The sequence below is a fragment of the Nocardia sp. NPDC057668 genome (genome assembly GCF_042799795.1).
Classification (GTDB): Bacteria; Actinomycetota; Actinomycetes; order Mycobacteriales; family Mycobacteriaceae; genus Nocardia.
In genome coordinates this window covers 180,359-204,291 of the sequence record NZ_JBHVIC010000007.1, presented here as the reverse complement: position 1 = coordinate 204,291, position 23,933 = coordinate 180,359, and the positions used below count along the sequence as shown (strand labels likewise).

The 23,933-nt window shown below is 70.0% G+C and carries 13 protein-coding genes and 1 pseudogene; 3 read left to right on the top strand and 11 right to left on the bottom strand.

Features of this window, described 5'->3' with window-relative positions; genetic code table 11:
* Positions 1-19 precede the first annotated feature (19 nt).
* From ACFVBH_RS34255 to ACFVBH_RS34240, 4 genes and pseudogenes are all read right to left on the bottom strand, one after another.
* On the bottom strand, positions 20-3,556 hold the full coding sequence (locus tag ACFVBH_RS34255) for a protein kinase (protein WP_379008139.1): 3,537 nt from the start codon (positions 3,554-3,556) through the stop codon (positions 20-22).
* 299 nt (positions 3,557-3,855) lie between these two features.
* The gene (locus tag ACFVBH_RS34250; protein ID WP_379008137.1) at positions 3,856-6,009 is read right to left on the bottom strand and encodes a 3-hydroxyacyl-CoA dehydrogenase NAD-binding domain-containing protein; all 2,154 of its coding nucleotides are present in this window, start codon (positions 6,007-6,009) and stop codon (positions 3,856-3,858) included.
* A 35-nt stretch (positions 6,010-6,044) separates the two neighbouring features.
* Positions 6,045-7,256 (bottom strand): acetyl-CoA C-acetyltransferase, encoded by a 1,212-nt coding sequence (locus ACFVBH_RS34245; RefSeq protein ID WP_354988311.1) that lies wholly within the window; start codon positions 7,254-7,256, stop codon positions 6,045-6,047.
* Between the two features lie 2,006 nt (positions 7,257-9,262).
* A pseudogene (locus ACFVBH_RS34240) lies at positions 9,263-10,930 on the bottom strand (DNA polymerase III subunit gamma and tau); the annotation flags it as partial.
* A gap of 408 nt (positions 10,931-11,338) precedes the next feature.
* On the opposite strand from ACFVBH_RS34240, the gene ACFVBH_RS34235 reads away from it, so the two are divergent.
* Positions 11,339-12,172 (top strand): hypothetical protein, encoded by an 834-nt coding sequence (locus ACFVBH_RS34235; protein WP_354989339.1) that lies wholly within the window; start codon positions 11,339-11,341, stop codon positions 12,170-12,172.
* Between the two features lie 104 nt (positions 12,173-12,276).
* A complete protein-coding gene (locus ACFVBH_RS34230; protein WP_354989340.1) occupies positions 12,277-13,581 on the top strand; it encodes an ammonium transporter in 1,305 nt (434 codons plus the stop codon).
* A gap of 113 nt (positions 13,582-13,694) precedes the next feature.
* Here ACFVBH_RS34230 and ACFVBH_RS34225 read toward each other — a convergent pair whose 3' ends face one another.
* Positions 13,695-14,618, bottom strand: a complete 924-nt coding sequence (locus ACFVBH_RS34225; protein ID WP_379008132.1) for a neutral zinc metallopeptidase — start codon at positions 14,616-14,618, stop codon at positions 13,695-13,697.
* A gap of 371 nt (positions 14,619-14,989) precedes the next feature.
* On the opposite strand from ACFVBH_RS34225, the gene ACFVBH_RS34220 reads away from it, so the two are divergent.
* Positions 14,990-16,588: a DUF2207 family protein gene (locus ACFVBH_RS34220; RefSeq protein WP_379008130.1), complete on the top strand. Its 1,599-nt coding sequence runs from the start codon at positions 14,990-14,992 to the stop codon at positions 16,586-16,588.
* A 67-nt stretch (positions 16,589-16,655) separates the two neighbouring features.
* On the opposite strand, the gene ACFVBH_RS34215 is transcribed toward ACFVBH_RS34220, so the two are convergent.
* The 6 genes from ACFVBH_RS34215 to ACFVBH_RS34190 form a co-directional block, all read right to left on the bottom strand.
* Positions 16,656-19,358, bottom strand: coding sequence for a fumarate reductase/succinate dehydrogenase flavoprotein subunit (locus tag ACFVBH_RS34215; protein ID WP_379008127.1), 2,703 nt, complete (start codon positions 19,356-19,358; stop codon positions 16,656-16,658).
* A gap of 124 nt (positions 19,359-19,482) precedes the next feature.
* The gene (locus ACFVBH_RS34210; protein ID WP_354989344.1) at positions 19,483-20,238 is read right to left on the bottom strand and encodes an ABC transporter ATP-binding protein; all 756 of its coding nucleotides are present in this window, start codon (positions 20,236-20,238) and stop codon (positions 19,483-19,485) included.
* Positions 20,235-21,098, bottom strand: a complete 864-nt coding sequence (locus ACFVBH_RS34205) for an ABC transporter permease (protein ID WP_379008123.1) — start codon at positions 21,096-21,098, stop codon at positions 20,235-20,237. Before ACFVBH_RS34205 ends, ACFVBH_RS34210 begins: the two co-directional genes overlap by 4 nt.
* Before the next feature lie 52 nt (positions 21,099-21,150).
* The gene (locus ACFVBH_RS34200) at positions 21,151-22,584 is read right to left on the bottom strand and encodes an ABC transporter substrate-binding protein (RefSeq protein ID WP_379008121.1); all 1,434 of its coding nucleotides are present in this window, start codon (positions 22,582-22,584) and stop codon (positions 21,151-21,153) included.
* 10 nt (positions 22,585-22,594) lie between these two features.
* Positions 22,595-22,822, bottom strand: a complete 228-nt coding sequence (locus ACFVBH_RS34195) for a ferredoxin family protein (protein WP_067574315.1) — start codon at positions 22,820-22,822, stop codon at positions 22,595-22,597.
* Entirely contained in the window at positions 22,823-23,590 is a 768-nt protein-coding gene (locus ACFVBH_RS34190) for a GntR family transcriptional regulator (protein WP_379008118.1), read from the bottom strand. It lies immediately after the preceding gene.
* Between the last annotated feature and the right edge of the window lie 343 nt (positions 23,591-23,933).

The window sequence follows — 23,933 nt, the reverse complement described above, 5'->3', positions numbered from 1 at the left end:
GGACGCACCCTGCGATTGCTCAGACGAGCGAATCCAGAAATGCCCGGGGCAGCTCCTGCGGATCGGATCCGCCTGTGCCCAGGGACATTTCGGTGCGCAGGGTGCGCAGCAGGCCGAGGATGCCGGGTCCCGCGTCCAGCAGCGGCCGGGTCCAGCCGAGGTCGGCGCAGGTGATCACGACCGGGATCAGGACGCTGATCGCCTCGCCCTGCCAGCGGGCGGTGGCCAGCGCTTCGGCCAGTAGCAGGGCCGCGTCGAGTTCGGCGCGGGGACGGTTCTTCTCGCGGGTGCGGGCGTGCAGGGCGCGGGCGCGTTTGACCGCGGTGTCGGCGGTGCCCAGCGGGGCCAGCTCGTCGGGCACGGCGGGATCCTCACCGCGATGGTGCCGTGCCAGCAGGGCGCGAATGGCGGCGATCTCCTCGGCCTCGGCGGTCAGCGCCGCCGCACCGGTGAGATGGTGGACCGGCCGCGGCGGCGGATCACCCGCCGAACCCGCCCCGGGCTCGGCGGGCAGCTCCAGCCGCAGCCGTTCGGCGCGGATCCGGGCGGCGAGGCGAGGCAGCTTGCGCTCCACCGCGATACGCGCGCCCTCGTCCAGCCGGGCGGCAGCCGCGCCGGCGTCGCCGAGCACCGCTTTGACCCGCGCGCCGATGACGAAGGTGCTCACCAGAAAGTCGATCGGGCCGACCCGCGCCGGCAACTCGCGACTCTGATCCAGCAGTCGTTCGGCGCCCTCCAGATCCCCACGGCGATAGGCCAATTCACCGAGCAGCGCACTCGCCACCCGCGCCGGGTGCGATCGCGGGCCGGAGCGATCGCGGGCGATCTGCCACGCCTGTTCGAAACACGCCGTGGCGGTCCGGATGTCGAGCTGTTCGTAGGCGGCCGCACCCAGACCGCAGCGGCCGAACACCGCGCCCAGCGGATCACCGGAGCGTTCGTGATACGGCCGCGCCCACTCCTGGGTGGCACGCGCGCCGTCGAAGTCGAACTCGCAGAGCCGCACGAAGGACGCGAGATTCGCCGCGGTGGACACCGTCCAGGCGGGCAGCTCGTCGACCAGGCGCAGCGAATCGGTGAGCTGGTCCAGCACCCCGTCGGTGCGATCGCGCGCCACCTGGTCGGCGGCGGCCAGCACGGCGGCCTGGCAGCGCTGGATGACGGCCTCGGCATCCTGCGGCGAACTGCGGGCCAGCATGTTCGACAGCCGGCCCAGCGCGGTGCGCGCGGCCCCGGACTGCTGCAGGTTCACGTTCGCGCGGGCCAGCGCCATCAGCAGTTTGGAGCGCGAAGTCACCTGCTGCACCGGCAGTTTCGACACCGTCCCGAACAGGGTGGCCAGCCGGGAGCGATCGATGAGGTCCATGCCACCGCTCTCGATGAGATCGAGGGCGTACTTGAAGTCGGTGGCCGCCATGGCGTGATCCACCGACTGCCGCAGCATCTGGTGTTCGGCGAACCAGCGCGCTGCCCGCCGGTGCAGCGCCTTGACCTGCCCGGGTTGCGCGCGTTCGAGCCGGGCGCGCAGGTGCTCGGCCACCATGGGCTGCATCCGGAACCACTGGGAATCGTCGGAGACCCGGTGCACGAACAGCTCGCGCGCCTCGGCCTGCTCCAGCAGGCTCCCGGCGTCCGCCGCGCCGCTCAGCGCCGTCGCGAGGGAGGCGTTGACCCGCTCGGGGACCGCGACCGCGCTCAGGAACTCGAGCATCGCCGGTTCGAGCTGATTCAGCACGTTCTCCGCGAGGTACTCGCGTATGGCCTTGCTGTCGCCCGAGAGCCGGGCGATGAGCTGATCGGCGTCCCGCTGCGCACCGCGCAGGGACAGGCTCGCCAGCTGAATGGCCGCGGGCCAGCCGCCCGCGGCGGCGTGAATCTGCTCCACCTGCCGGTCGGTGAGTTCGAGTCCGTTGCGATCCACCAGGATCTGCCTGGTCTCATCCTCGGTGAGACTCAGTTGATCGCAATCGATTTCGACCAGTTCGTCGGCCACCTGCATCCGGCTCAGCGGCAGCCCGGCGCGCTCGCGGCTCGTGACCACGAATCGCAGATGATGACATCCGTTGTCCAGCAACGACTCCAGCACGCGCTGCGCGCCGGCGTCGGTGATGCGATGCCAGTCCTCCACCATCACCACCACCGAGGATCCGCTCGCGTGCACCTCGTCGATGAGCGCGGAGATCGCGTACGGCACCGCCTCGGCGGGCCGTTCCTCCAGCACCTGTTCGAGCCCGGCCCCGATCTCCGGGCGCACCCGGCGAATGGCCGCGATCATGTGCGCGAGCAGCCACACCTCGTGATCGTCGTCGCGATCGATGCCCAGCCAGGCGACCGCGACCCCGCGATCGGTGAGCTCGGCACACCACTGGGTGGCCAGGGTGCTCTTGCCGAAACCCGCCGGGCCGTGCAGCACCGCCAGCCGCCGCCGCCCGCCCTGGCGCAGCGTTTCCAGCAGGCGCGGGCGCGGCACCGGCTCGCGCGCGAGCGTGGGCGGCCGGAATTTCGTGGTGGCCGTGGGCGGCAGCGTGTTGCCCAGGACCGGAAAGTCACCGCTGCCCGGATCACCGGATCGGGCGCCGGTCTCGGACCCGGTGGGCGGGCGCAGGGTCATCGAGCGATTGCGGGCGCCGGGCACCGCCGTCCCGGTGCGCTGGCGCGAAAAGTACCGGCTGTCATCGTATTCGGTGTCCGGGCCGGAGATATCGCCGTCCAGCAGCGCCATTTCGTCCGGTACCTGCCCGTGCCCGGACTGCACGGTGCGCAGCAGATCACCGAACTCGACGGCCGAGGCGGGCCGGTGCCGCGGATCCGGGGCCATGGCCGCCTCGATGGCCGCCGCCACGTCGGCGGGAATGTCCTGCTCGCGCAGGTCCGGCACCGGCTGGCTGGTGATGCGCAGGAACTGCGCGATGATCTTCTCCCCCGACTGCCGCTCGTAGGCGGCGTGCCCGGTCAGCAGCGCGAACAGGGTGGACCCGAGCCCGTACACGTCCGAGCGCACGGTGGGCTCCTCGCCCTTGAGCACCTCGGGCGCGGTGAACGCGGGCGATCCGCTGATCAGACTGGTCGAGGTCCGGAATCCACCGGGAATGCGGGCGATCCCGAAATCGGTGAGCATGGGCTCCCCGTACCGGCTCAGCAGCACATTGGCCGGTTTCACGTCGCGGTGCAGCACCTGCGCGCGATGCGCGGTCTCGATCGCGCCCGCCAGCTTCACCCCCACCCGCAGCGAATCGGACCAGCCGAGCGGGCCGTTGTCCCGGACCAGCCGTTCGAGCGAGCCGTGCGTGGCGAAGGGCATCACGATGTACGGCCGCCCGCTCGCCGTCACGTCCACCTGCAAGATGTCCACGATGTTCGGATGCCCGGACAGGCGGCCCATGGCGTGTTCCTCGCGCAGGAAACGCTCGCGGCTCTCGTCGTCGATCTCCGAGGACAGCACCTTCACCGCCACGACGCGATCGAGCACCCGCTGCGTGCAGCGGTAGACCACACCGAAACCACCCCGGCCGATCTCCTGCGCCTCGGCCAGCCCCATGGCTTCGAGCTCGTCCACGATCGACACGGGAACGTATGCCTCGGTGGCGTTTTCGACTCGGGAGGGTGCTCTCCGGGGGCCTCCCGGGTCAGGCTGTGAGTTCACGTCTCTGCCCACCTCGAACTCGACACGAGCGCACACACCGAACGGACGGGTGGTCCGATGCGCAACCCGTACATATTCCCAACGTAGCGCGGGTTTCGCCGGATCGGGCACGAAACGCCAGCACGGAGACCGGAAAGCACACCGCCCGGGTCACGAGAATCGTGACCCGGGCGGTGCCGGTCGTCATCGGCGGCGCGGACGCCGCCACTCGACTACTTGCGCAGCGAAGCCGGAACCTCGAAGCGCTCACCGAACTTGGCGGCCAGCTCGTCGGCGCGAGCCACGAAGCCGGCGGTGCCGCCCGGGTAGCCCACGATGAACTGGTGCACGCCACCGGTCCAGGCCGGGTAGCCGATGCCGAAGATCGAGCCGATGTTCGCGTCGGCCGTGGTGGTGAGCACGCCCTCGTCGAAGCACTTCTGGGTCTCGATGGCCTCGATGAAGAGCATGCGGTCCTTCAGATCCTGCAGGGTGACGCCCTCGGGGAGCTCACGCTGGGAACCGAAGGCCTCGCGCAGGCCCTCCCAGATGCCGGCGGTCTTGCCGTCGACGTAGTTGTAGAAGCCGGCGCCGTGCAGCTTGCCCTTGCGATCGAACTTGTCGATCATGGTGCCGATCACGTTGCCCGAGGCCAGCGAAGCGGCGGAGATGACCTTGCCCTCGGCCTCGGCCGCGGCACGGGTCTCCTTGAAGATCTTCTGCATGGTCTCGAAGTTGAGCTCGTCGCTCAGCTTCAGCGGCGCGGCCGGGTAGCCCGCCTGCAGGCCGACCTGCTCGATGGTCTGCGGATCGATGTTCTCCTCGAGCATCATGATGGCCTCGTTGATGAACGTGCCGATGACGCGAGAGGTGAAGAAGCCGCGGCTGTCGTTGACCACGATCGGGGTCTTGCGGATCGCCAGGGTGTAGTCGTACACGCGGGCCAGGGCCTCGTCCGAGGTCTTCTCGCCACGGATGATCTCGACCAGCGGCATCTTGTCCACGGGGGAGAAGAAGTGGATGCCGATGAAGTCCTCGGCGCGCTTGACGCCGTTGGACAGCAGGGTGATCGGCAGGGTCGAGGTGTTCGAGCCCAGCAGCGCGTCGGCGTCGACGATGTCCTCGATCTCGCCGAAGACCTTGGCCTTGAGCTCGGGGTTCTCGAAGACGGCCTCGATCACGAAGTCGACTCCGGCGAAGTCCTTCGCATCGGCGGTCGGGTGGATCTTGGCGAGCAGCGCGGCCGACTTCTCCGGGGTGGTCTTGCCACGGGAGAGCGCCTTCTCCTCGATCTTCTCGGAGTAGTTCTTGCCCTTGTTGGCGGCCTCGATGGTGACGTCCTTGAGGACGACGTCGTAGCCGGCCTTGGCGGAGACGTACGCGATGCCCGCGCCCATCATGCCCGCGCCCAGCACGCCGATCTTCTTGATCTCACGCTTGGGCACGTCCTTGGGACGCGATCCGCCGTTGTTGATCGACTGCAGATCGAAGAAGAACGCCTGGATCATGTTCTTCGCGACCGGGCCGGTCAGCAGCGAGACGAAGTAGCGCGACTCGATGAGCGAGGCGTTGTCGAAATCGACCTGCGCGCCCTCGACGGCCGCGGACATGATCGCGCGCGGCGCGGGCATGTTCTGGCCCTTGATCTGCTTGCGCAGGTTGGCCGGGAAGGCCGGGAGGTTCGCGGCCAGGGCCGGGGTGGACGGGGTGCCGCCGGGGATCTTGTAGCCCTTGACGTCCCAGGGCTGCACGCCCTTGTCCGGGTTGGCCTTGATCCACGCCTTGGCGGCGGGGACGAGCTCCTCGACCGAGCCGACGACCTCGTTGATCAGGCCGGTGGCCTTGGCCTTGGCCGGGTTGAACTTGTTGCCCTGCAACAGAACACCCATGAGGCCGTTCGCGATGCCGAGCATGCGGGTGATGCGGGTGACGCCGCCGCCGGCCGGGAGCAGGCCGAGGGAAACCTCGGGCAGGCCCAGCTGGACGCCCTTGACGTCGGCCGCGATGCGGTAGTGGGTCGCGAGGGTGATCTCCAGGCCGCCGCCGAGGGCCGCGCCGTTGATCGCCGAGACGACCGGCTTGCCGAGGGTCTCCAGGCGACGCAGGTCGCCCTTGATGGAGGTGAGCTCCTCCATGATGTCCGCCGCGTTCTCCGGGGTGGTCTTCATCATGTTCTTGAGGTCACCGCCGGCGAAGAAGGTCTTCTTCGCGGAGGTCAGCACGACACCGGTGATGTCGTCCTTCTCGGCCACGAGGCGATCGACGGTCGCCTTCATGGAGTCCTTGTACAGCTGGTTCATGGTGTTGGCGCCCTGGTTGGGGTCGTCCATGGTCAGCACGACGATGCCGTCGGCGTCCTTTTCCCAGCCGATCATGTTCTCACTCATAGTTTTTGGTTCTCCTCGAGAAAAGTCGGTGGGCGTTAGACGCGCTCGATGATGGTGGCGACACCCATGCCGCCGCCGATGCACAGGGTGACCAGCGCGTAGCGCGCGTTGCGACGGATCAGCTCGTCGACCATGGTGCCGGTGATCATCGCGCCGGTGGCGCCCAGCGGGTGGCCCATCGCGATAGCGCCGCCGTTGACGTTCAGCTTCTCGTCCGGGATGTTCAGGTCCTTCTGGAACTTCAGAACGACCGAGGCGAACGCCTCGTTGATCTCGAACAGGTCGATGTCGTCAACCGTCAGACCGGCCTTGGCCAGCGCCTTGAAGGCGGCCGGGGTCGGACCGGTGAGCATGATGGTGGCGTCCGCGCCGGAGGTGGCGGTGGCCACGATGCGGGCGCGCGGGGTCAGGCCCGAGGCCTTGCCGGCGTCCTCGTTGCCGACGAGCACGAGGGCCGCGCCGTCGACGATGCCCGAGGAGTTACCGCCGTGGTGCACGTGGTTGATGGACTCGACGTAGGTGTAGCGCTGCATGGCCACGGCGTCGAAGCCGCCCATCTCGCCGATGCCGGCGAAGGCCGGGTTCAGCTTGCCCAGGTCGGCGGCGGTGGTGCCGGGACGCATGTGCTCGTCGTTGTCGAGCACGGTCAGGCCGTTGATGTCCTTGACCGGAACGACGGAGTTGGCGAAGTAGCCGTTCTTCCAGGCGTTCTCGGCCAGGTCCTGCGAGCGCACGGCGTAGGCGTCGACGTCATCGCGGGTGAAGCCCTCGATGGTCGCGATGAGGTCGGCCGAGATGCCCTGCGGGACGATGTAGGCGTCGTAGCTGGTCGCGGGATCCATGAACATCGCGCCGCCGTCGGAGCCCATCGGCACGCGGGACATGGACTCGACGCCACCGGCGATGACCAGGTCGTCGAAGCCCGAGCGGACCTTCTGCGCGGCCAGGTTCACGGCCTCGAGGCCGGAGGCGCAGAAGCGGTTGATCTGGATGCCGCCGACGGTGTCGGGGAGGCCGGCGGTGAGCACGAGGGTGCGGGCGATGTCGGCGCCCTGGTCACCCACGGGGGAAACAACACCCAGGATGATGTCCGAGATCCGATCCTCGTCGAGGTTCGGGAAGCGGTTCCGCAGCTCAGCGACCAGACCGGTGGTCAGATCGATGGGCTTGACCGAGTGCAGCGACCCCTTCTTGTTGCGGCCGCGCGGGGTGCGGATGGCCTCGTAAATGTAGGCCTCTGTGGTCATATCGGAGTGTTTCCTTCCTTAAGGTGCGCCGTCACCGCGTTGTGCGGTCAGCACGTAGCCATAACCTCGCCGACCGGCCGTTCGGCCAGCCGTCCTGACGCTGTACAAACAGCGGCACGAACCGGTCGGCACGGTTCAGGTAACCCGTACGCCTGGGCATACCTTAGAACCTCGCCGAACCGATACTCGCGGCCACCCGATCATAGTACCGCCCGATGCGAACTCCGGTTAACTTAATCCGTCTCACAGGGCAACTGTCAACCCTGTAGCGGAGTAGCGCCCAATTCCGACCGCAGGAGTTCCAAGGCCACATCATCCGGGTCGCGACGCTCTTCGGCGGGGACCGGGACGGCCGCCGCGGCTAGCATCTCCCGTTCCTCTTCCTCCGTAGTAGCAGGTGGGACGCCGTCATAACCTACTGGCGAGTATTCCGAAGGCCCCGGGTCGTCCGGGAGGTCCGGCCCGTCAGGTAGCGGAATATCGTCTTCCGGCGGGGTGTTCCGGGCCGCCGAACCGCCGCGGGTGAACACCCGCTCGGGGGCTGCCGGGGCGGGCTCCGCGGGGCGTTCCGGAGCGGGCGCGACCGCAGTCGCCGCCTCGTCCGCGGGGGCCGGGCCCCAGCCGGCCGGCGCCGCGGCGGGCGCGCTCGCGGCCGGGGGCGCGCTCTTGGCCTGACTCGGCCGGGAGAACTGCGCCGGCCCCTTCTTGGCGGCGGGTCCGGCGCCGGCGGGTCCCTTGCCCGCGCCCTTGGCGGGCGCGGCCGCCGCCGCGCCCCCTCCCCCGCCGACTTCCCACTTCACGTCATGCTCGCGCCCGAGTACGGCGCGCACGGCCGAGCGCACCGCGTCCAGGTTCTGCGGCTGCGACAGCCGCTGTGCCAGCGGCGCGTGCTGATGCGCGAAAACGATGGTGGCCCCTTCGAGCCGCGACACCGACGCACCCGACAGCAGCGCCTGCACCGCCGCCCCGAACTCCCGGACCTTGGCCCGGATGTCGGCCCACGCCGCCTCGATCTCCCGCAGCACTTCGTCGGGGTCCGCGCCACCACCGGCGGAACCGTCATGGCCGGAAGCGTCGGCGGATACGGAGGATTCGACGGCGGCGGACGCATCGACAGCGTGCGCGGGAGCCGCCGCACGATCGGACTCCGCAATCGGCTGCGGAGCGGGATCCGTCCCGGATTCGACTGCCGCACCATGCGTTTCAGGGACTAGCCCGAAAGCTGGCGCGGGCTCGCGCGCCGGATCGAACGCGGGCTCGGCGGCGAGATCCGCTGCGCCGGAAGCGTCCGGACCCGCCCCGCCGTCCACCCCGTATTCGAGCGACGGCTCGGCCACGAGCGCTGCCGCGGAACCCGATTCGGCGTCAACACCCGGCGTCCCGTCGGTGCTCGACGGCGCGCCGGTGTCGATGGCCGACCCGGAACCGGGTTCGAGCTCGCCGTCGAGCGACGGCTCGGACGCGGCCATCAGCTCATCGATCAGAGCGGACTCGGCGGCGAGGGCGGGTTCCACATCGAGTTCGAGCGCGGGTTCGGAATCGAGGTCCGGCTCCGCGTCGAGCCCGGGCTCCCGCAACTCCGGCGCGGCGTCGACGGCCCCGGCGTCCGTGTCCAGCGAGGAAATGTCCTGCGCTACAACATCTTCGGGTACGGTGCCAGCCGCCACGGAGATATCTTCCGCGGCGAGCTCTTCCCGCCGCGCGGTGGGACTCGGCGCGATCGCGGTGACCCGCGCCGCGCTCATCTCGGGCGGGCGCATGGCGATGGGCCTACCCGGCCCCTCCGGATGCGCCTGCGCAGCAGCGATTCCGGCCGCGACCGCCGCGCCGCTCGCGATATGCCCGTGCTGCACCGGAGCAGGCGAAACGCCTTCGGGCGCACCGGCCTGCACGGCACCGTCGGCCGAACCCCCGTCCGCGCTCACCACATCCCCGCGCGACTGCGCCGGAATCGCGGCATCCTCGCCGTGCCGCGCGGACGACGGCTGCTCTCCCTGCGACGCGGGCGCGGAATCCCGCTGCGGCGCAGACGACTGCACACCCTGTTGTGCGGCGGCATCGGGCCTCGCCGCCGACTCCTGCGGCGTGTTCGGCTGCCGATCCGCGGCATCCTGCGGCGCGGACGTGGACTGCTGCCGCGCCGAAGCCTGCTGCGCGGCGGCGGAATCGGGCGTCGCCACCGAGTCCCGTGGCGCGTTCGGCTGCCGGGTCGCGACATCCTGCGGCTCGGGCTGCCGCGCGGGAGCCTGCTGTTGCGCTCCGGCGCCATGTGGCGCGTTCGCCTGTCGCGGGGCGGCATCCTGCTGCGTGGGGGCCGAATACTGTTGGGGGGCTTCGGGTTGTTTGTTGCCGCGGATCGCGGCCAGGGCCTCCGCGCCGCGGCGGCGTGGTTCGCCGGTCGGGGGCGGGGCGGCGTGGGGCTGGGGAGCGGGCTGCGGCTGGGCGGCGGGCTGCTGGTGCGGGGCGGGCTGCTGGGGAGCGCGGGAACCTTGGGCCGGCTGGGCGGGCGGGAGGGCGCCGCCCGCCATGCGGCGTTCCAGGTTTTCCAGGCGCTGCAGGGTGGCCGTCTCGGCGTCGGAGGCGGCGGGCAGGAGCATCCGGGCCGCCACCACCTCGAGCAGGAGGCGGGGGGCGGTCGCGCCGCGCATGTCGCCGAGGCCCTCGTGCAGGAGTTCGGCGAAGCGGGCCAGGCTCGCGGGGCCGATGGCGTCGGCCTGGGCCTGCATTCGCTCCAGGACGTCGCCGGGGCCGGTGACCAGGTTGCGGGCGATCGCGTCGGGGACCGCGCGCAGCAGGATCAGGTCGCGCAGGCGTTCGAGCAGGTCGGTGGCGAAGCGGCGGGGATCGTGGCCGGCCTCGACCACGCGGTCGATCGTGCCGAACAGGGTGGCCCCGTCGCCCGAGCCCAGGGCGGCCACGGCGTCGTCGATGAGGGCGACGTCGGTGACCCCGAGCAGGGACACCGCGCGCGGGTAGGTGACGCCGTCGGGGCCGGCGCCCGCGAGCAGCTGGTCCAGCACGCTGAGGCTGTCGCGGGGCGAACCGCCGCCCGCGCGAATGACCAAGGGGTACACCGCCTCTTCGACCTGCACGTTTTCCTGATCGCAGATCTTGCCGAGCAGGCCGCGCATGGTCGCGGGGGGCAGCAGCCGGAACGGGTAGTGGTGGGTGCGGGACCGGATGGTGGGCAGCACCTTCTCCGGTTCGGTGGTGGCGAAGACGAAGATGAGGTGCGCGGGCGGCTCTTCCACGATCTTGAGCAGCGCGTTGAAGCCCGCGGTGGTGACCATGTGCGCCTCGTCGACGATGAAGACGCGGTAGCGGGATTCGGCGGGCGCGTAGAAGGCGCGGTCGCGCAGCTCGCGGGTGTCGTCCACGCCGCCGTGGCTCGCGGCGTCGAGTTCGATGACGTCGAGGTTGCCCGAGCCGCCGGGGCCCAGCGATACACAGGAGTGGCAGACCCCGCACGGGGTGGAGGTCGGACCCTCCACACAGTTGAGCGAGCGCGCGAGAATGCGCGCGGACGAGGTTTTACCGCAGCCGCGCGGTCCGGAGAAGAGATAGGCATGACTGATCCGCCCGGTGTCCAGGGCGATACTCAGGGGATCGGTGACGTGCTCCTGCCCCACCACTTCAGCGAACGTTGCCGGTCGGTACTTCCGGTACAGAGCCACGGCCCGAGGGTACCGGCAGGCGGTGACACCGCTCCGCTGCGCTCCGGCGGTTCCGGACGAGCGCGTCGCACAACTATGTGATGTAGGTCACATCCAGTCCGGAGGCCCGTTCGATACCGACCGGACCGGACGCGGTCCCGGTGATGCGCTCGAGCAAATTCTTAGCGTGACCTCCCGGCCCGATAGCCGGACGTAACTTATGCGCAGGATCGCCATTTACGGACACGCGTTCGGTTTCAACTCCGCAGACCGGACATAACGATCGCATCAACCGATGCAGCAAGATCGCAATTGTTTGGCTACCGTGGACCTCGGCAACTTCGGTAGCCAAACCTTCATCAGGTTGGTGGCCCCGGCCGGTCCCTCATCCCGACCGGGGCACAACCAAATTCCCCGGAGGAACGCCCAGTGCCGTCGCACGACGACATCGCAGAAGCCTGGCTCTCCAGCACCGAGTTCGCCGGCGATCTCGCCGCGGTCGGATTGCTCAGTCGAGCCATCAACCCCGAGGACTACGACATCAAGCGGGCCTCGCTACCGGTGTCGGCCGCCGCCGATCCGGCCACCGCCGGGGCCATTCTCGAGCTGCTACAGCGCGGCCAGGTGCCGACGCTGGCGGCCATCGAAACCCTCATCGTGCAGAACGACATGCGCGCCGAGGCCGAGCGCATCGAACGCCTGGGCCGGCGCGCCCAGCGCAGCGTCGACGACTTCGGCCGGGTGCTCGCCAAACTCACCGATGAGTACTGGACCGTGCACGGCACCGGCCCGACCCGCCGCGACATCCTGCTGTCCGAGCCGGTGTTCGCGCTCATTCGCGATCGGGTCGGCGATATCGCGCCGACGGCCGTCAAACATCTGTGGCTGATCGAGCGGGCGCAGCGCGCGGGCTGGATCGCCTACAGCGCCACGCCCCGATCCCTGTGTGCCGGAAGGCGTTTCCACGCCGCGAGGTACGGCAACCGGGTGTCGCTGCGGCCGGTGAACGCGCTGGGCACGCTGGTCGCGGCCTATCTGCGCGATCAGATCGCCGAGCAGGGCCGCCCGCCGCGCTGGTCGGTGCTGGCCTACGAACTGCGGGACGATCGCGGCCGCCGCGTGTTCAACGACACAGCCGACGCCCGCGCGCAGCAGCGGTGGCTCACCACCGCCGAGTGGATGGCCCTGGACGACGATCTGCCGGTGCCCGGACCGCGCGGATTGCGGCAGCTGGCCAAGAAGAGCAAGGATCGTCGCAGCTAGACCTGTTACAGACACGTATCCAAGTCCTCAATTTCGTAACAGCGCCGAAACGTGAGTTTTCGGTAACTTCCGTGCAACGCGAATTCGCGCGAAGGGAGTTACCGATGACACCGACCCTAGATCCGGCCGCCACGGCCTGGCTGCTCGCGGCCACGGCCATGGTGCTGCTCATGACGCCGGGGCTGGCGATCTTCTACGGCGGCATGGTGCGGTCCAGCGGTGTGCTCAACATGCTGATGATGAGCTTCATCTCGATTCCGCTGGTGACGGTCGCCTGGCTGCTGGTGGGGTACAGCCTCGCCTTCGGTGACGACGCCGGCGGCGGGCTCATCGGCGATCTCGGGCATTTCGGGCTGGCCGGAATCGATCCGACCTCGCTCTACATGATCGGCGAGAACACCGGCATCCCGCTGCTGCTCTACGTCACCTTCCAGCTGACGTTCGCGATTCTGACCGTGGCCCTGGTCAGCGGCGCCATCGCGGACCGCGCCAAGTTCTCGGCGTGGATGGTGTTCGTGCCGCTGTGGGCCATCGCGGTGTACGCCCCGATCGCGCACTGGGTGTGGACCCCGGACGGCTGGCTGGCCAAGTTCGGCGCCATGGATTTCGCGGGCGGCCTGGTCGTCGAGATCGCCTCCGGCGCTTCGGCACTGGCCCTGGCCCTGGTGCTCGGCCCGCGCGTCGGCTTCAAGGTCGACGCCATGCGCCCGCACAATCTGCCGTTCGTGCTGCTGGGCGCGGGTCTGCTGTGGTTCGGCTGGTTCGGCTTCAATGCCGGTTCGGCGTTGAACGCCAACGGCACCGCCGCCGCGGTCTTCCTGAACACCCTTGTCGCGGGCTGCCTCGGCATGCTGGGCTGGCTCGCGGTGGAGCAGCTGCGCGACGGCCGCCCGACCACCTTCGGCGCGGCCTCGGGTGTGGTGGCCGGTCTGGTCGCGATCACCCCGTCCTGCGGTTCGGTGACCACCGTCGGCGCGCTCGTGGTGGGCCTGGTCGCGGGCGTGGTGTGTTCGTTCGCGGTGGGCTGGAAGTTCAAGGGCAACTACGACGATTCGCTCGACGTGGTGGGCGTGCACTTCGTCGGCGGCGTGGTCGGCACCATGCTCATCGGCCTGCTGGCCAGCCGGACCATGACCGGCGAGGGCGGCAAGGAGGGCCTGTTCTACGGCGGCGGGCTGAGCCAGCTCGGCAAGCAGGCGGTCGGGGTTGTCGCGGTGGCGGCCTTCGCCTTCGGCGTCTCCTACGCGCTGGGCAAGCTCATCGACAAGACCATCGGCTTCCGCGTGAACCGCGAGGACGAGGTCAACGGGATCGACTTCGCGCTGCACGCGGAGACCGCGTACGCCGAGGGCGTGAACGGACATGGACACGGACAGCGACGTCCGGGTGAGGGGCCGTTCGGGCACTGAGTCGGTCCGAACGGTGCGAGGCCGGGGCGGTGAGTGAGTCACTCACCGCCCCGGCCTCTTTCGTCGCTACGGTGCCCCGCCCGGCGGAGCCGTTTCACATTGTTCGCAGCCGCTCAGTTCACCTTGCTCGCGGCCGCGGCGAACGTATTGCACTGTGCGGTGCGGTTCTTGTCGTAGCCGAGCTCGAACCAGCCGCCGCTGTTCTGCGAGCTGCCGTGATCGCGCATGTCGCCGGGGGCGTCGCCGCGGTGATAGATGTCGTTCTTGGCCACGTTGATCTGCGCGGAGGTCAGCGCCCCGCCGCCCTTGGAGGAGGCCAGGAACATGCCGTCGAAACAGTTGGCCTGCAACTCGGTTCGGCGCGAGAGCTCGAGCCCGCCGTCCGAGCGGGTGCCCGCGGTGCGCCGTTCCTGGTGCACCTTACCCAGGATGCCGGACTGCGCCTGCACGTGATGGCCGTACTCGTGCGCGAAGACCGACAGGTAGACCACCCAGTTGTCGCCGTACATGTCGGTCTGCAGCTGGCTGATGGGCATGTAGATGGTCTTGTCGGCGGAGCAGTAGAACGCGGCGAAGCTGCTGCTGTTGCCGGTACACAGCGTGGTGATGCCCGAAGTGCCTTCCGACACCATGACTTTGGGCGCTTCGAAGGCCAGGTTCACCTCGGTGAACAGCGGCCGCCAGGCGTCTTCCAGGCATTTGGCGGCGGTGTCGAAGAAGGTGCGCGCGGCGCTGAGCTGCGTGCTCCAGGGCGTGTAGTCGCAGTTCGCGGGGATGAGGGTGAGGCCGGTGTCGACCACGAGCGGATTGTCCGAGGTCTTGGCCACGCCGGGGGCGTCCGGCTGCGCCGGGTAGGTGGTGCCGACCCCGTCGCCGGAACCCAGTGTGTTCAAACCGTTCTTGACGGCCGTGCGCAACAGCAGGCTGGTCACCAGCACGATGAGAATGACGAGCAGGGTGCCCCAGCGCCGGCGGCGCGGGGGTGGGGGCGGCGGCTGCGTGCGCCCTGGCGCGGCGTGCGCGGGCGGCGGCGGCATGGGCGGGCGATAGGCGGGCTGACGCGGTTGCGCGCCCCCGGGCGCGCCGTATCCCGGTGCGTGGCCGTAGCTCTGCGGCCGGGGCTGCGGGTGGCCCTGGGGCGCGGGGTATCCCGGCCCCTGCGGCTGGGCGGGACCCGCCGGCCGGTAGCCGGGCTGTGGCGGAAAGCCTTGACGCTGTGGATAACCGGGGCGTTGCGGATAGCCGGGCGGTGGCTGCGTCGGGCGTCGGCCGGGTTGGGGTGGCCAGCCACCCGGGGGATTCGGTCCGTGCCCGGACGGTGGGCGAGTCATCCCCCACACCCCCTCGTTCCTCAATGACTACCGACAGCCGCTGAGGAAGAATAGCAAGCTGGCTAAAGTACCCATCCATGCAGATTTTTCGGGGGGGCGCCCTCGTCGCGCTGCTGCTCGCGGTAGCGGGCATTTTCGCGCCGGTCGCCCTCGCGCAGCCGGTCGGAGTGCGCATCACCGCGGACATCAATCTCGGCGACGATGGTCTGCTGCGGGTGAGCCAGACCGTGGAAGTGCCCGAGGGCGAGGAGTTCCGCCAGGTGCTGCCGCTGCGGGTGCAGCTCAGCGAGGGCGTCGAGCGCAGCTTCGAGGTCACCGATGTGCAGACCGTCGGGGACGGCACGGCCGGCGTCGCCGACAATCTCTTCACCATCGAGGTGCGCCCGGGCACGGCGACGGTGACGTACGTGGTGCACAACACCGTGTCCGAGACCCAGGGTGCGCAGGTGTTCCACTGGACCGGGGTGCTCAACACCGACGTGGCCTCGATCAGCGCCACGGTGATCAGCCCCGATTTCCGGATGGGAATCACCAAGTGCACGATCGGCCCGCCCGGAAAACCGGAGAACTGCGCGGACATTCGGGTCGAGCCGGACGGGGTGGCGCATCTGGAGAAGACCGGGCTGCGCAAGGGCGACATCGTCGATGTGACCTTGCAGGTGCCCGCGGGCACGGTGCGGGCCAACGCCGACATCGAGGACGACAACGCGCCCGGCCCGTTCTCGCTGACCGCGCCGGTGTGGGCGGCCTTCGGCGCGCTGCTGGCCGGACTGCTGGCCGCGGGCGGGTACGTGTTCTGGGCGCGCCGGGTGCAGCCCAGCGGCACCGAGGTGCTCGATCCGCTGGCGCGCGAGGGGAATCGGGTCACCTTCACCTCGCCGGACGGCGTTCTGCCCGGCACCGCGGGGCTGCTGGCGGACGGTTACGTGGACGCCGCCGATATGGCCGCGACGCTGGTGGATCTGGCTGTGCGCAGCTATGTCTGGGTCGAGGTCGCCGGTGACTCGGACTGGCGGATCACCCGGATCAACGCCCCCGACGACCATCTGACCGGCTACGAGCGCGCGGTCTACGCCGCGCTCATCCCCGAGGGCAAGGATTCGGTGCTGCTGTCCCAGCGCCGGGGCCGGGTGCCCGCGAACGACGTGCGCGCCGCCCTGATCGACGACGCGACCGCACAGGGCACCTTCATCGATCGCACGCGCCGCGGCTTCGAATTCTGGCTGGGCGCCGGCTTGATCGCGGTCGGCGCGATCACCACCCTGGCCCTCGCCCTGGGCCCCGGCCACGCCCTGATCGGGGTCGCCCTGGCGGCGGCGGGCGGCGCGGCGCTGCTGCTGCCCCGCTATCTCCCCTCCCGCACCGCCCGTGGCCGCGATGTCGCCGCTCGCGTGCAGGCGATGCTGCGCAGCCTCGATGCGGTTGTCCCCCGGCAACTCCCGCCCCCCGATCAGGAGATGGTCTTCTCCCGCGGCCTCCCCTTCATGGTGGCGGGCCGCCGCACCGACCAGTGGGTCAACAAGTTCCGCGACCTCAACCCCGCCGACGACGGCGAGCTGGGCGTCTACTGGTTCGGCGGCTTCGAGTCCGAGCAGGACCTCTACCAGTTCGCGGGTCACTTCCCGTACTTCATCACGGCCGTGGAGGGCCTGTTCGCCGACGCGAACGACCGCTGACCGCGCACGCACCGGGGCCCCGAATGTTCGAAACATTCGGGGCCCCGGTGTATCCGGAGTCGAGGGGTCAGCCCGCGTGCACCGCCAGGGCGCGGCGGGCGTAGGCGCGGACGTCGGCGTCGGTGTCGTCCAGGGCCGATTCCAGGGACGCGCGGGCGGAACTGGATTCGGGCCAGCTGCTCAGGGTCAGGACGGCCGCCTTGCGGATGTCGGGGTGGATGTCGGTCAGGGCCAGTCGCAGGGGATCGGCGGCCAGGTCGGGGCCGGCGGCGGGCAGGCCGCGGGCCGCGCCTTCGCGGACCTGCCAGGCCGAATCCTTCAGGGCGGCGGTCAGGACGGCGGCGTCGTCGGGGGTGCCGAGACGGGCCAGGGCGGTCAGGGCCGCGGCACGGACCAGGGGGTCGCGATCGTCCAGGAGGGCGCGGACCGAGTCGAGGCCGCCCAGGCCGATGGTGGCCAGGCCCTTGGCGGCGGCGATACGGACCTCACGGTTGCCGTCGCGGGTGGCGACCGACAGGGCGTTCCAATCATCCAGGGAGACCAGGCCGTTCACCGCCTCGATGCGGACGCGGTGGTCGGCGTCGGCGGCCGCCGCGGCGAACAGTTCGGGGGAACCCGCGCGCAGGGCCCGCAGCAGGTCGATGACGACGGCGCGGACCGCCGGGTCGGGGGAATCGGCGTGCGACGCGAGACCGGCTGCCGCGGGCAAGATTTCGACGAGTTCACGCAGGCCGGAGATGGCCTCGGCGCGGACCGCGGCATCCGGATCGGCCAGCGCGGCGATGAGGCGGTCGCCCCAGCCGTCGGGGGTGCCCTCGGTCAGGACGGAGATCGCGGTCGCGCGCACCTGCGCGTCCGGATCGTCCAGGAAGGACTCGAGTTCGGCGACCGCGGGCGAATCCAGGGACAGCAGCAGCGCGATGCGCGGTGAGACGACGATCTTGGGCGCCGCACCCGCGCCGGGCGCGGCATCGGTGTCCGGCGGGGCCGTCGCCAGGTTCGGCGGGCTGCCGACGAGTTCGGGCTGAGCCACGGGGATGACGGTGTCGTCGGCGGAGGTCAGCTCGTCCAGGCCGGGGACCGGGACGAAGTACGGCGCGATGGGACGCTTGAGGAATTCCATTGCGCCGCTGTCGTTCTTGCGCAGGTTGAGGTGGTAGCGCCAGTCGACGTCATCACGCTCGGGCAGATCGGCGCGCTCGTGGTAGAGGCCCCAGCGGGATTCGGTGCGGGTCAGCGAGGAGCGGGCGGCCATTTCGGCGCAGTCGCGGATGAAGGTGACCTCGGCGCAGCGCATGAGTTCGTGCGGGGTCTGCGCGCCCATGGCCGCGAGGTCATCGAGCATGCGGTCGAAGGTCTCGATGGCGAGGGAGAGTTTGGTGGCCGTCTTGGGCGGGGCCACATAGTCGTTCACGAAGCGGCGCAGCTTGTATTCGACCTGCTGCTGCGGCGGGCCGTCGGGATTGCGCAGCGGCCGGTAGACGAGTTCGTGCGCGGCGGCCAGCTGGTCGGCGGGCAGCTCGGCGGGGGCGGGCAGCTCCGCGAGGGTGCCCGCGGCGTGCGCGCCCGCCAGGTCGCCGTAGACGAACGCGCCGATCATGTAGTTGTGCGGGACGCAGGCCAGGTCACCGGCGGCGTAGAGCCCGGGGACGGTGGTGCGGGCGTTCTCGTCCACCCAGACCCCGGACGCCGAATGCCCACTGCACAAACCGATTTCGGAGATGTGCATCTCGATGTCGTGGGTGCGGTAGTCGTGCCCGCGATTGGCGTGGAAGGTGCCGCGGGTGGGGCGCTCGGTGGTGTGCAGGATGCCCTCGAGGGTGTCCAGGGTCTCGGTCGGCAGATGCGAGACCTTGAGGTAGATCGGCCCGCGCGCGGATTCGATCTCCTGCTTGACCTCGGACATCATCGCGCCGGACCAGTAGTCCGAGTCCACGAAGCGCTCGCCCAGCGCGTTGACCTGGTACCCGCCGAAGGGGTTGGCGACGTACGCGCAGGCGGGACCGTTGTAATCCTTGATGAGGGGGTTGATCTGGAAGCATTCGATGCCCGAGAGCTCCGCGCCCGCGTGGTACGCCATCGCGTATCCGTCTCCGGCGTTGGTCGGGTTCTCGTAGGTGCCGTAGAGGTATCCGGAGGCGGGCAGTCCCAGGCGGCCGCAGGGACCGGTCGCCAGAATGACCGCCTTGGCCCCCACCGCGACGAATTCCCCGGTGCGCGTGTTCAACGCGGCCGCACCGACCGCGCGCCCGTTCTCGGTGAGCACTCGAACGGGCATGAGCCGGTTCTCGATCTGGATCCGCTCGCGCATCTTGCGCTGGCGCAGCACGCGATACAGCGCCTTCTTCACATCCTTGCCCTCGGGCATGGGGAGCACGTACGACCCGGAGCGGTGCACGCGGCGCACCGCGTACTCCCCGTAGGCGTCCTTCTCGAATTTCACGCCGTAGCGTTCGAGCCGCTGGACCATGGCGAAGCCGCGGGTCGCGGTCTGATAGATGGTGCGCTGGTTGACGATTCCGTCGTTGGCGCGGGTGATCTCGGCGACGTAGTCCTCGGGTTCGGCCTTGCCCGGAATGACGGCGTTGTTGACCCCGTCCATGCCCATGGCCAGCGCACCGGAGTGCCGCACGTGCGCCTTCTCCAGCAGCAGCACGTTCGCGCCCTGTTCGGCGGCGGTGAGCGCGGCCATGGTGCCGGCGGTGCCGCCGCCGATGACCAGCACGTCACAGTCGAGGCGGATCATCGCGGACAGTTCTGGAATCTCCATGAGCACACCATCATTCGGTCGAGGGTTTCGAGTTCGGGACGCGCCGGGGCGCGGTGCGGGCGGCGGGGCCGCTCGCACCGGGCGGCGTGGGGTGCGGGCCGGATTCGCGGCGGGCCCGTCCGCGTCAGAGGGCGGCGAGGTCGCCCGAGTGATCCAGCGCGGTGATGATGTCCGCGCGCAGGGCGGTGCGATCGGCGCCGAGTTCGCGCGGGTTCGGGACGTCGAGCAGGGCGCGCAGCGGCTCCCCCGCCCGGCCGAGCACCGCCACCCGGTCGCCCAGCAGCAGCGCCTCGTCCACGTCGTGGGTGACGAAGACGATGGTGGTCGGATGCGTCCGCCAGGTGTCGATCAGCAGGCGCTGCATGGTGGCGCGGGTCTGGGTGTCCAGCGCGCCGAAGGGTTCGTCCATGAGCACCGCGCGCGGTGCCCCGGCCAGCCCGCGGGCCAGTTGCACGCGCTGGCGCATGCCGCCGGACAGGCTCTTGGGCAGGTAGTCGGCGAAACCGGTGAGCCCGATCTCCTCGATCCAGCGCTCGGCCAGTGCGCGGCGGCCGGCCCGGGGCTCGCCCCGGAGCTTCAGCGCCAGTTCGACATTGGCGCGGACCGTGCGCCACGGCAGCAGCGCGTTGTCCTGGAAGACGACGGCCCGGTCGCGGTTGGTGCCGGTCACGGCGACGCCGTCGGCGAGCACCCGGCCCGAATCGGGGCGCAGCAGCCCGGCCAGGGCGCGCAGCACCGTGGACTTCCCGCAGCCGGACGGACCGGTGAGGATCAGGATCTCGCCGGGGTGGACGTCGAGGGTCAGATCGGTGATCACCGGCGCGCCGGTGTAGGACAGGTCGATCCCGTCCGCTCGCAAACTCATTCCCGTGCCGGTCATTTCGCCACCTCCTGCACGCGCGGCAGCCAGTGCGTCACGCGCCGGCCGATGAGTTCCACCGCGGCCGAGGTGCCGTACCCCAGCACACCGATGGTGATGATCCCGACGAAGACGCCCGGGTAGTCGACGATCGTGTACGCCTGCCAGGTGCGGTAGCCGACGCCCAGCCGCCCGGAGATCATCTCGGCGGACACCACGCAGATCCAGGCGACGCCGATGCCCACGGACAGGCCGCTGAAGACGCCGGGCAGGCTGCCCGGCAGCACCACCCGCAGCAGCACGTCCCAGCGGCTGCCGCCGAGCGTGCGCACCGAGTCCTCCCACAGCGTGGGCAGGGCGCGTACCGCGTGCCGGGTGGACACCATGACCGGGAAGAACGCGGCGAAGAAGGTGATGAACACGATCCCGGCCTCGTCCTCGGGGAAGAGCAGGATCGCCACCGGCACCACCGCGATGGCCGGAATCGGCCGCGCCAGTTCGGTGATGGGTCCGACGGTGTCGGCGAACCAGCGCGAACGCCCCAGCGCCACACCGGTCAGCACGCCCAGCACCGCCGCCAGCCCGAAGCCGGTGAGGATGCGGATCAGCGACTGGCCGAGGTCGAGATAGAACGTCTCGGTCCCCAGCTGATGCCGGAAGGCCCGCACGATCTCGGTGACGGTCGGCAGCGTGTCGAACCGCACCCACAGTCGAATGTCGTTGGCGGTCAAGAACTGCCAGGCCCCGACCGCGACGAGCACGGAGGTCAGCCGGACCACGCGGGAGCGCCAGGTCGTGAAGTCCCGGCGGGGCCGGGTGACCCGCACCGCCGGTTCGACGGTGGGTTGCCCGAGCACCGGTGTGATCGTGCCGGTACTCATCGGCTGTCCCCACGGTGCGCTCGGCCACGGCGGAGATCACGCTGCGGGGCGCTCATGATCGAACCTCGTTCACAGCCTGGTCGTAGGCGACCGTCGCGGCGGAGGGGTGGGCGGTCAGGTAACGCTGGGCGGCGGCCACCGTGGTGAAGGGCAGGTAGCGCTCGCCGTCGCGGACCCACAGGGCCTTGTCGGCGAACCAGCGGGTGCCGAGCTCGGCGTCGGGGATGTAGGCCGCGCGGATCGTCTTGGCCTGGGCGCGAGCCTGTTTGATGGCGCGCAGCAGCGCGGTGGGGTCGGAGACCGGCTGGGTGACGTTCTGACCGGCGAACCAGATCTCGCCGGCCAGGGCCGGGTTCTCCGCAGGCTTGCCGCTGACCGGGTCGTTGCCCTTGACCGGCGCCGGGTTGGCACTGTTCGCCACTTCGGCGGCATAGTCGCGACCCGCGTCGGCGAAAGCCTTTTGCAGCGGCGCGCGTTCGACGAAGGCGTCGATGTCCAGTTCCGCGAAGTCGCCGATCGACTTCAGGTACTGCACGTCATCCTTGAACGCCGCGAGCAGGCTCGGCTTCAGCGTGGTGTCGAAGGAGGTTCCGCCCGGCCCGTTGTAGAGGTACACGACCTCCTGTGCCAGTCCGGAGTTCTCGGCGACGAGGCGCGCCGCTTCCAGGGGCTCGGTGTGGATGAAGTCGGTCGCGTCCAGCTGTGCGCGCAGGAAGGCATCGAGTACCTCGGGATGGTTCTTGGCGTAGTCACGACGGGCCACCACACCGTGGAAGGTGGGCACGTTCAGTTCGGCGCCGTCGTACAGGAGTTTGGCCTTGTTCTGAAAGACGAGCAGCCCGGGCCAGGCCACGAACTGCGACAGCCCGGCCACCTGACCGGATTCGAGCGCGGACGCGCCCACCTGCGGCTGCTGATTGAGCACCTCGACGCCGGTCTTGGGGTCGATGCCCGCCCGGGTCAGCGCCTGCACCAGGGTGCCGTGGCCCGCGGATCCCACACTCGCCGAAACCTTCTGTCCCGCGAGGTCGTTGATGGTGCGCGCGGGGGAATCCGGAGCCACCACCACCATGTTGAGCGCGCCCTTGGGGTTGTAGCCGGTGATGGACACCAGCTCGGTGCGCGAACGCTCGTTGGCCTGCGTCCGGGAGCCGTTGATCAGCAGCGGGTAGTCGCCCATCGAGCCGATGTCGATCTTCTCGGCCACCATCTGCGCGGTGATCGGCGCACCGGTGTCGTAGTCCTGCCACTCCACCTGGTACTTCGGCCCACCCTTGGCGGTGAGGTCGTTCAGGCGCTGCTCCAGGAAGCCCTTGGCCTTCAACAGGGTTCCGGCGGTGACGGTGTTGATGGTCTTGGACTGGTAGCCGACGACGAGCTTGACGGTGTCGCCGCTCGCGGTCTCCTCGAGCGAGCAGCCGGTGACGGTGAGCGACAGGGCCGCGGCGAGCGCGAGGGCGGCGAGGCGGGCGGGGCGGAACTTCACGGTGAATCCTTCAGCGGAGCAGGTAGGGCATGTTGACGGTGACGGCGCCGGTGGGACAGCGCGCGGCGCACGGGCCGCAGTACCAGCACTCGTCCACGTGCATGAAGGCCTTGCCGTTCTCGGGATTGATCGCCAGCGAATCGAGCGGGCAGATCTCCACGCAGAGCGTGCAGCCCTGAATGCACAGGGATTCGTCGATGGTCACCGGGACATCCGCCCGCTGGTTGACCAGGGCCATTCAGATCAGCCTCCAATCGGTGCGCTCCGGCGGCCGGATGAGGCTGCCGCGCATGGTGATCCGGTCGCCGCGCATCCGGATGTATTCGAGGTCGACCGGGCGGCCGTCCTCGAGTTTGGTGAGGCGCTCGAGCAGCAGCAGCGCGCCGCCCTCGGGCAGTTGCAGGGTCGCGGCCGAATGGGCGTCCGCGGTGATGGCCTCCAGGGCCAGGTCGGCCGAGCCGAGCGGCCCGCCGCTGATCTGCTCGATGAGCGCGAACACGTCGTTCGTCTCCAGATCACGGGTGAGGACCTGCTCGCCGATGTCGGGCGCCAGGTAGGTCAGGTCCAGGCTCAGCGGCAGATCGCCGAAGTACCGGAGGCGTTCTATATAGACGGCCTGCTGCCCGGGTTCGAGCCGCAGCCGCCGGGCGACGGCCGGCGGCGGGGTCACCGGGTGCGCCGCGCGCACCTCGTTGTGCACCTCGCCCTGCCCGCGCAGGGTCTCCTTCAGCCCGAGCAGGGCGTCGAGCCCGTGATCGTATTTGCGGCGCGCGACGTGCGTGCCGATCTTGGGCGCGCGCTCGATGAGTCCCTCGTCCTTGAGCAGGGCGAGCGCGTCCCGAACCGTATTGCGGGAGACCGTGAACTCGGCGGCCAGTTCCTGCTCGGTCGGCAGCGAGCTCTCGAAGGCGTCCGCGTGGATTTGCTGCCGGAGGATATCCGCCACCTGGCGAGCGCGATCGGCCCGGCGGATCGGGGTGCGCAAGGGGGTCGGTTCTGCGGGCACTGTGTTCTCCTTTCCGCCATTGACCTGCGGTTTCGAACTGTAATGGCGACCCGCGTGCGCAGGTGCGCACCAAGATCGGATAGCGCGGTGCGGTCGCGGCAATGCGCCGGTTCGCCCCCGGGCCGGCACCCGCACGGCCTGCCGATTCCCGGGCCGCCGCGGGTATTGCGCCACCCCGCCGAGCTGCGGCGCGGCTTGCAATCACGCTGATCGGAATGCGTGTGCTCGCGCACGGCGCGGAGTGAGCTGGGTTCGGCGGTCGCGTCTCGAGATGTGGGAGAGCCGGCCGGCGCGGCAGTGTTGTCGATCACGCCGCGGGTGTATTCCGCCATCCGGGTCTCGA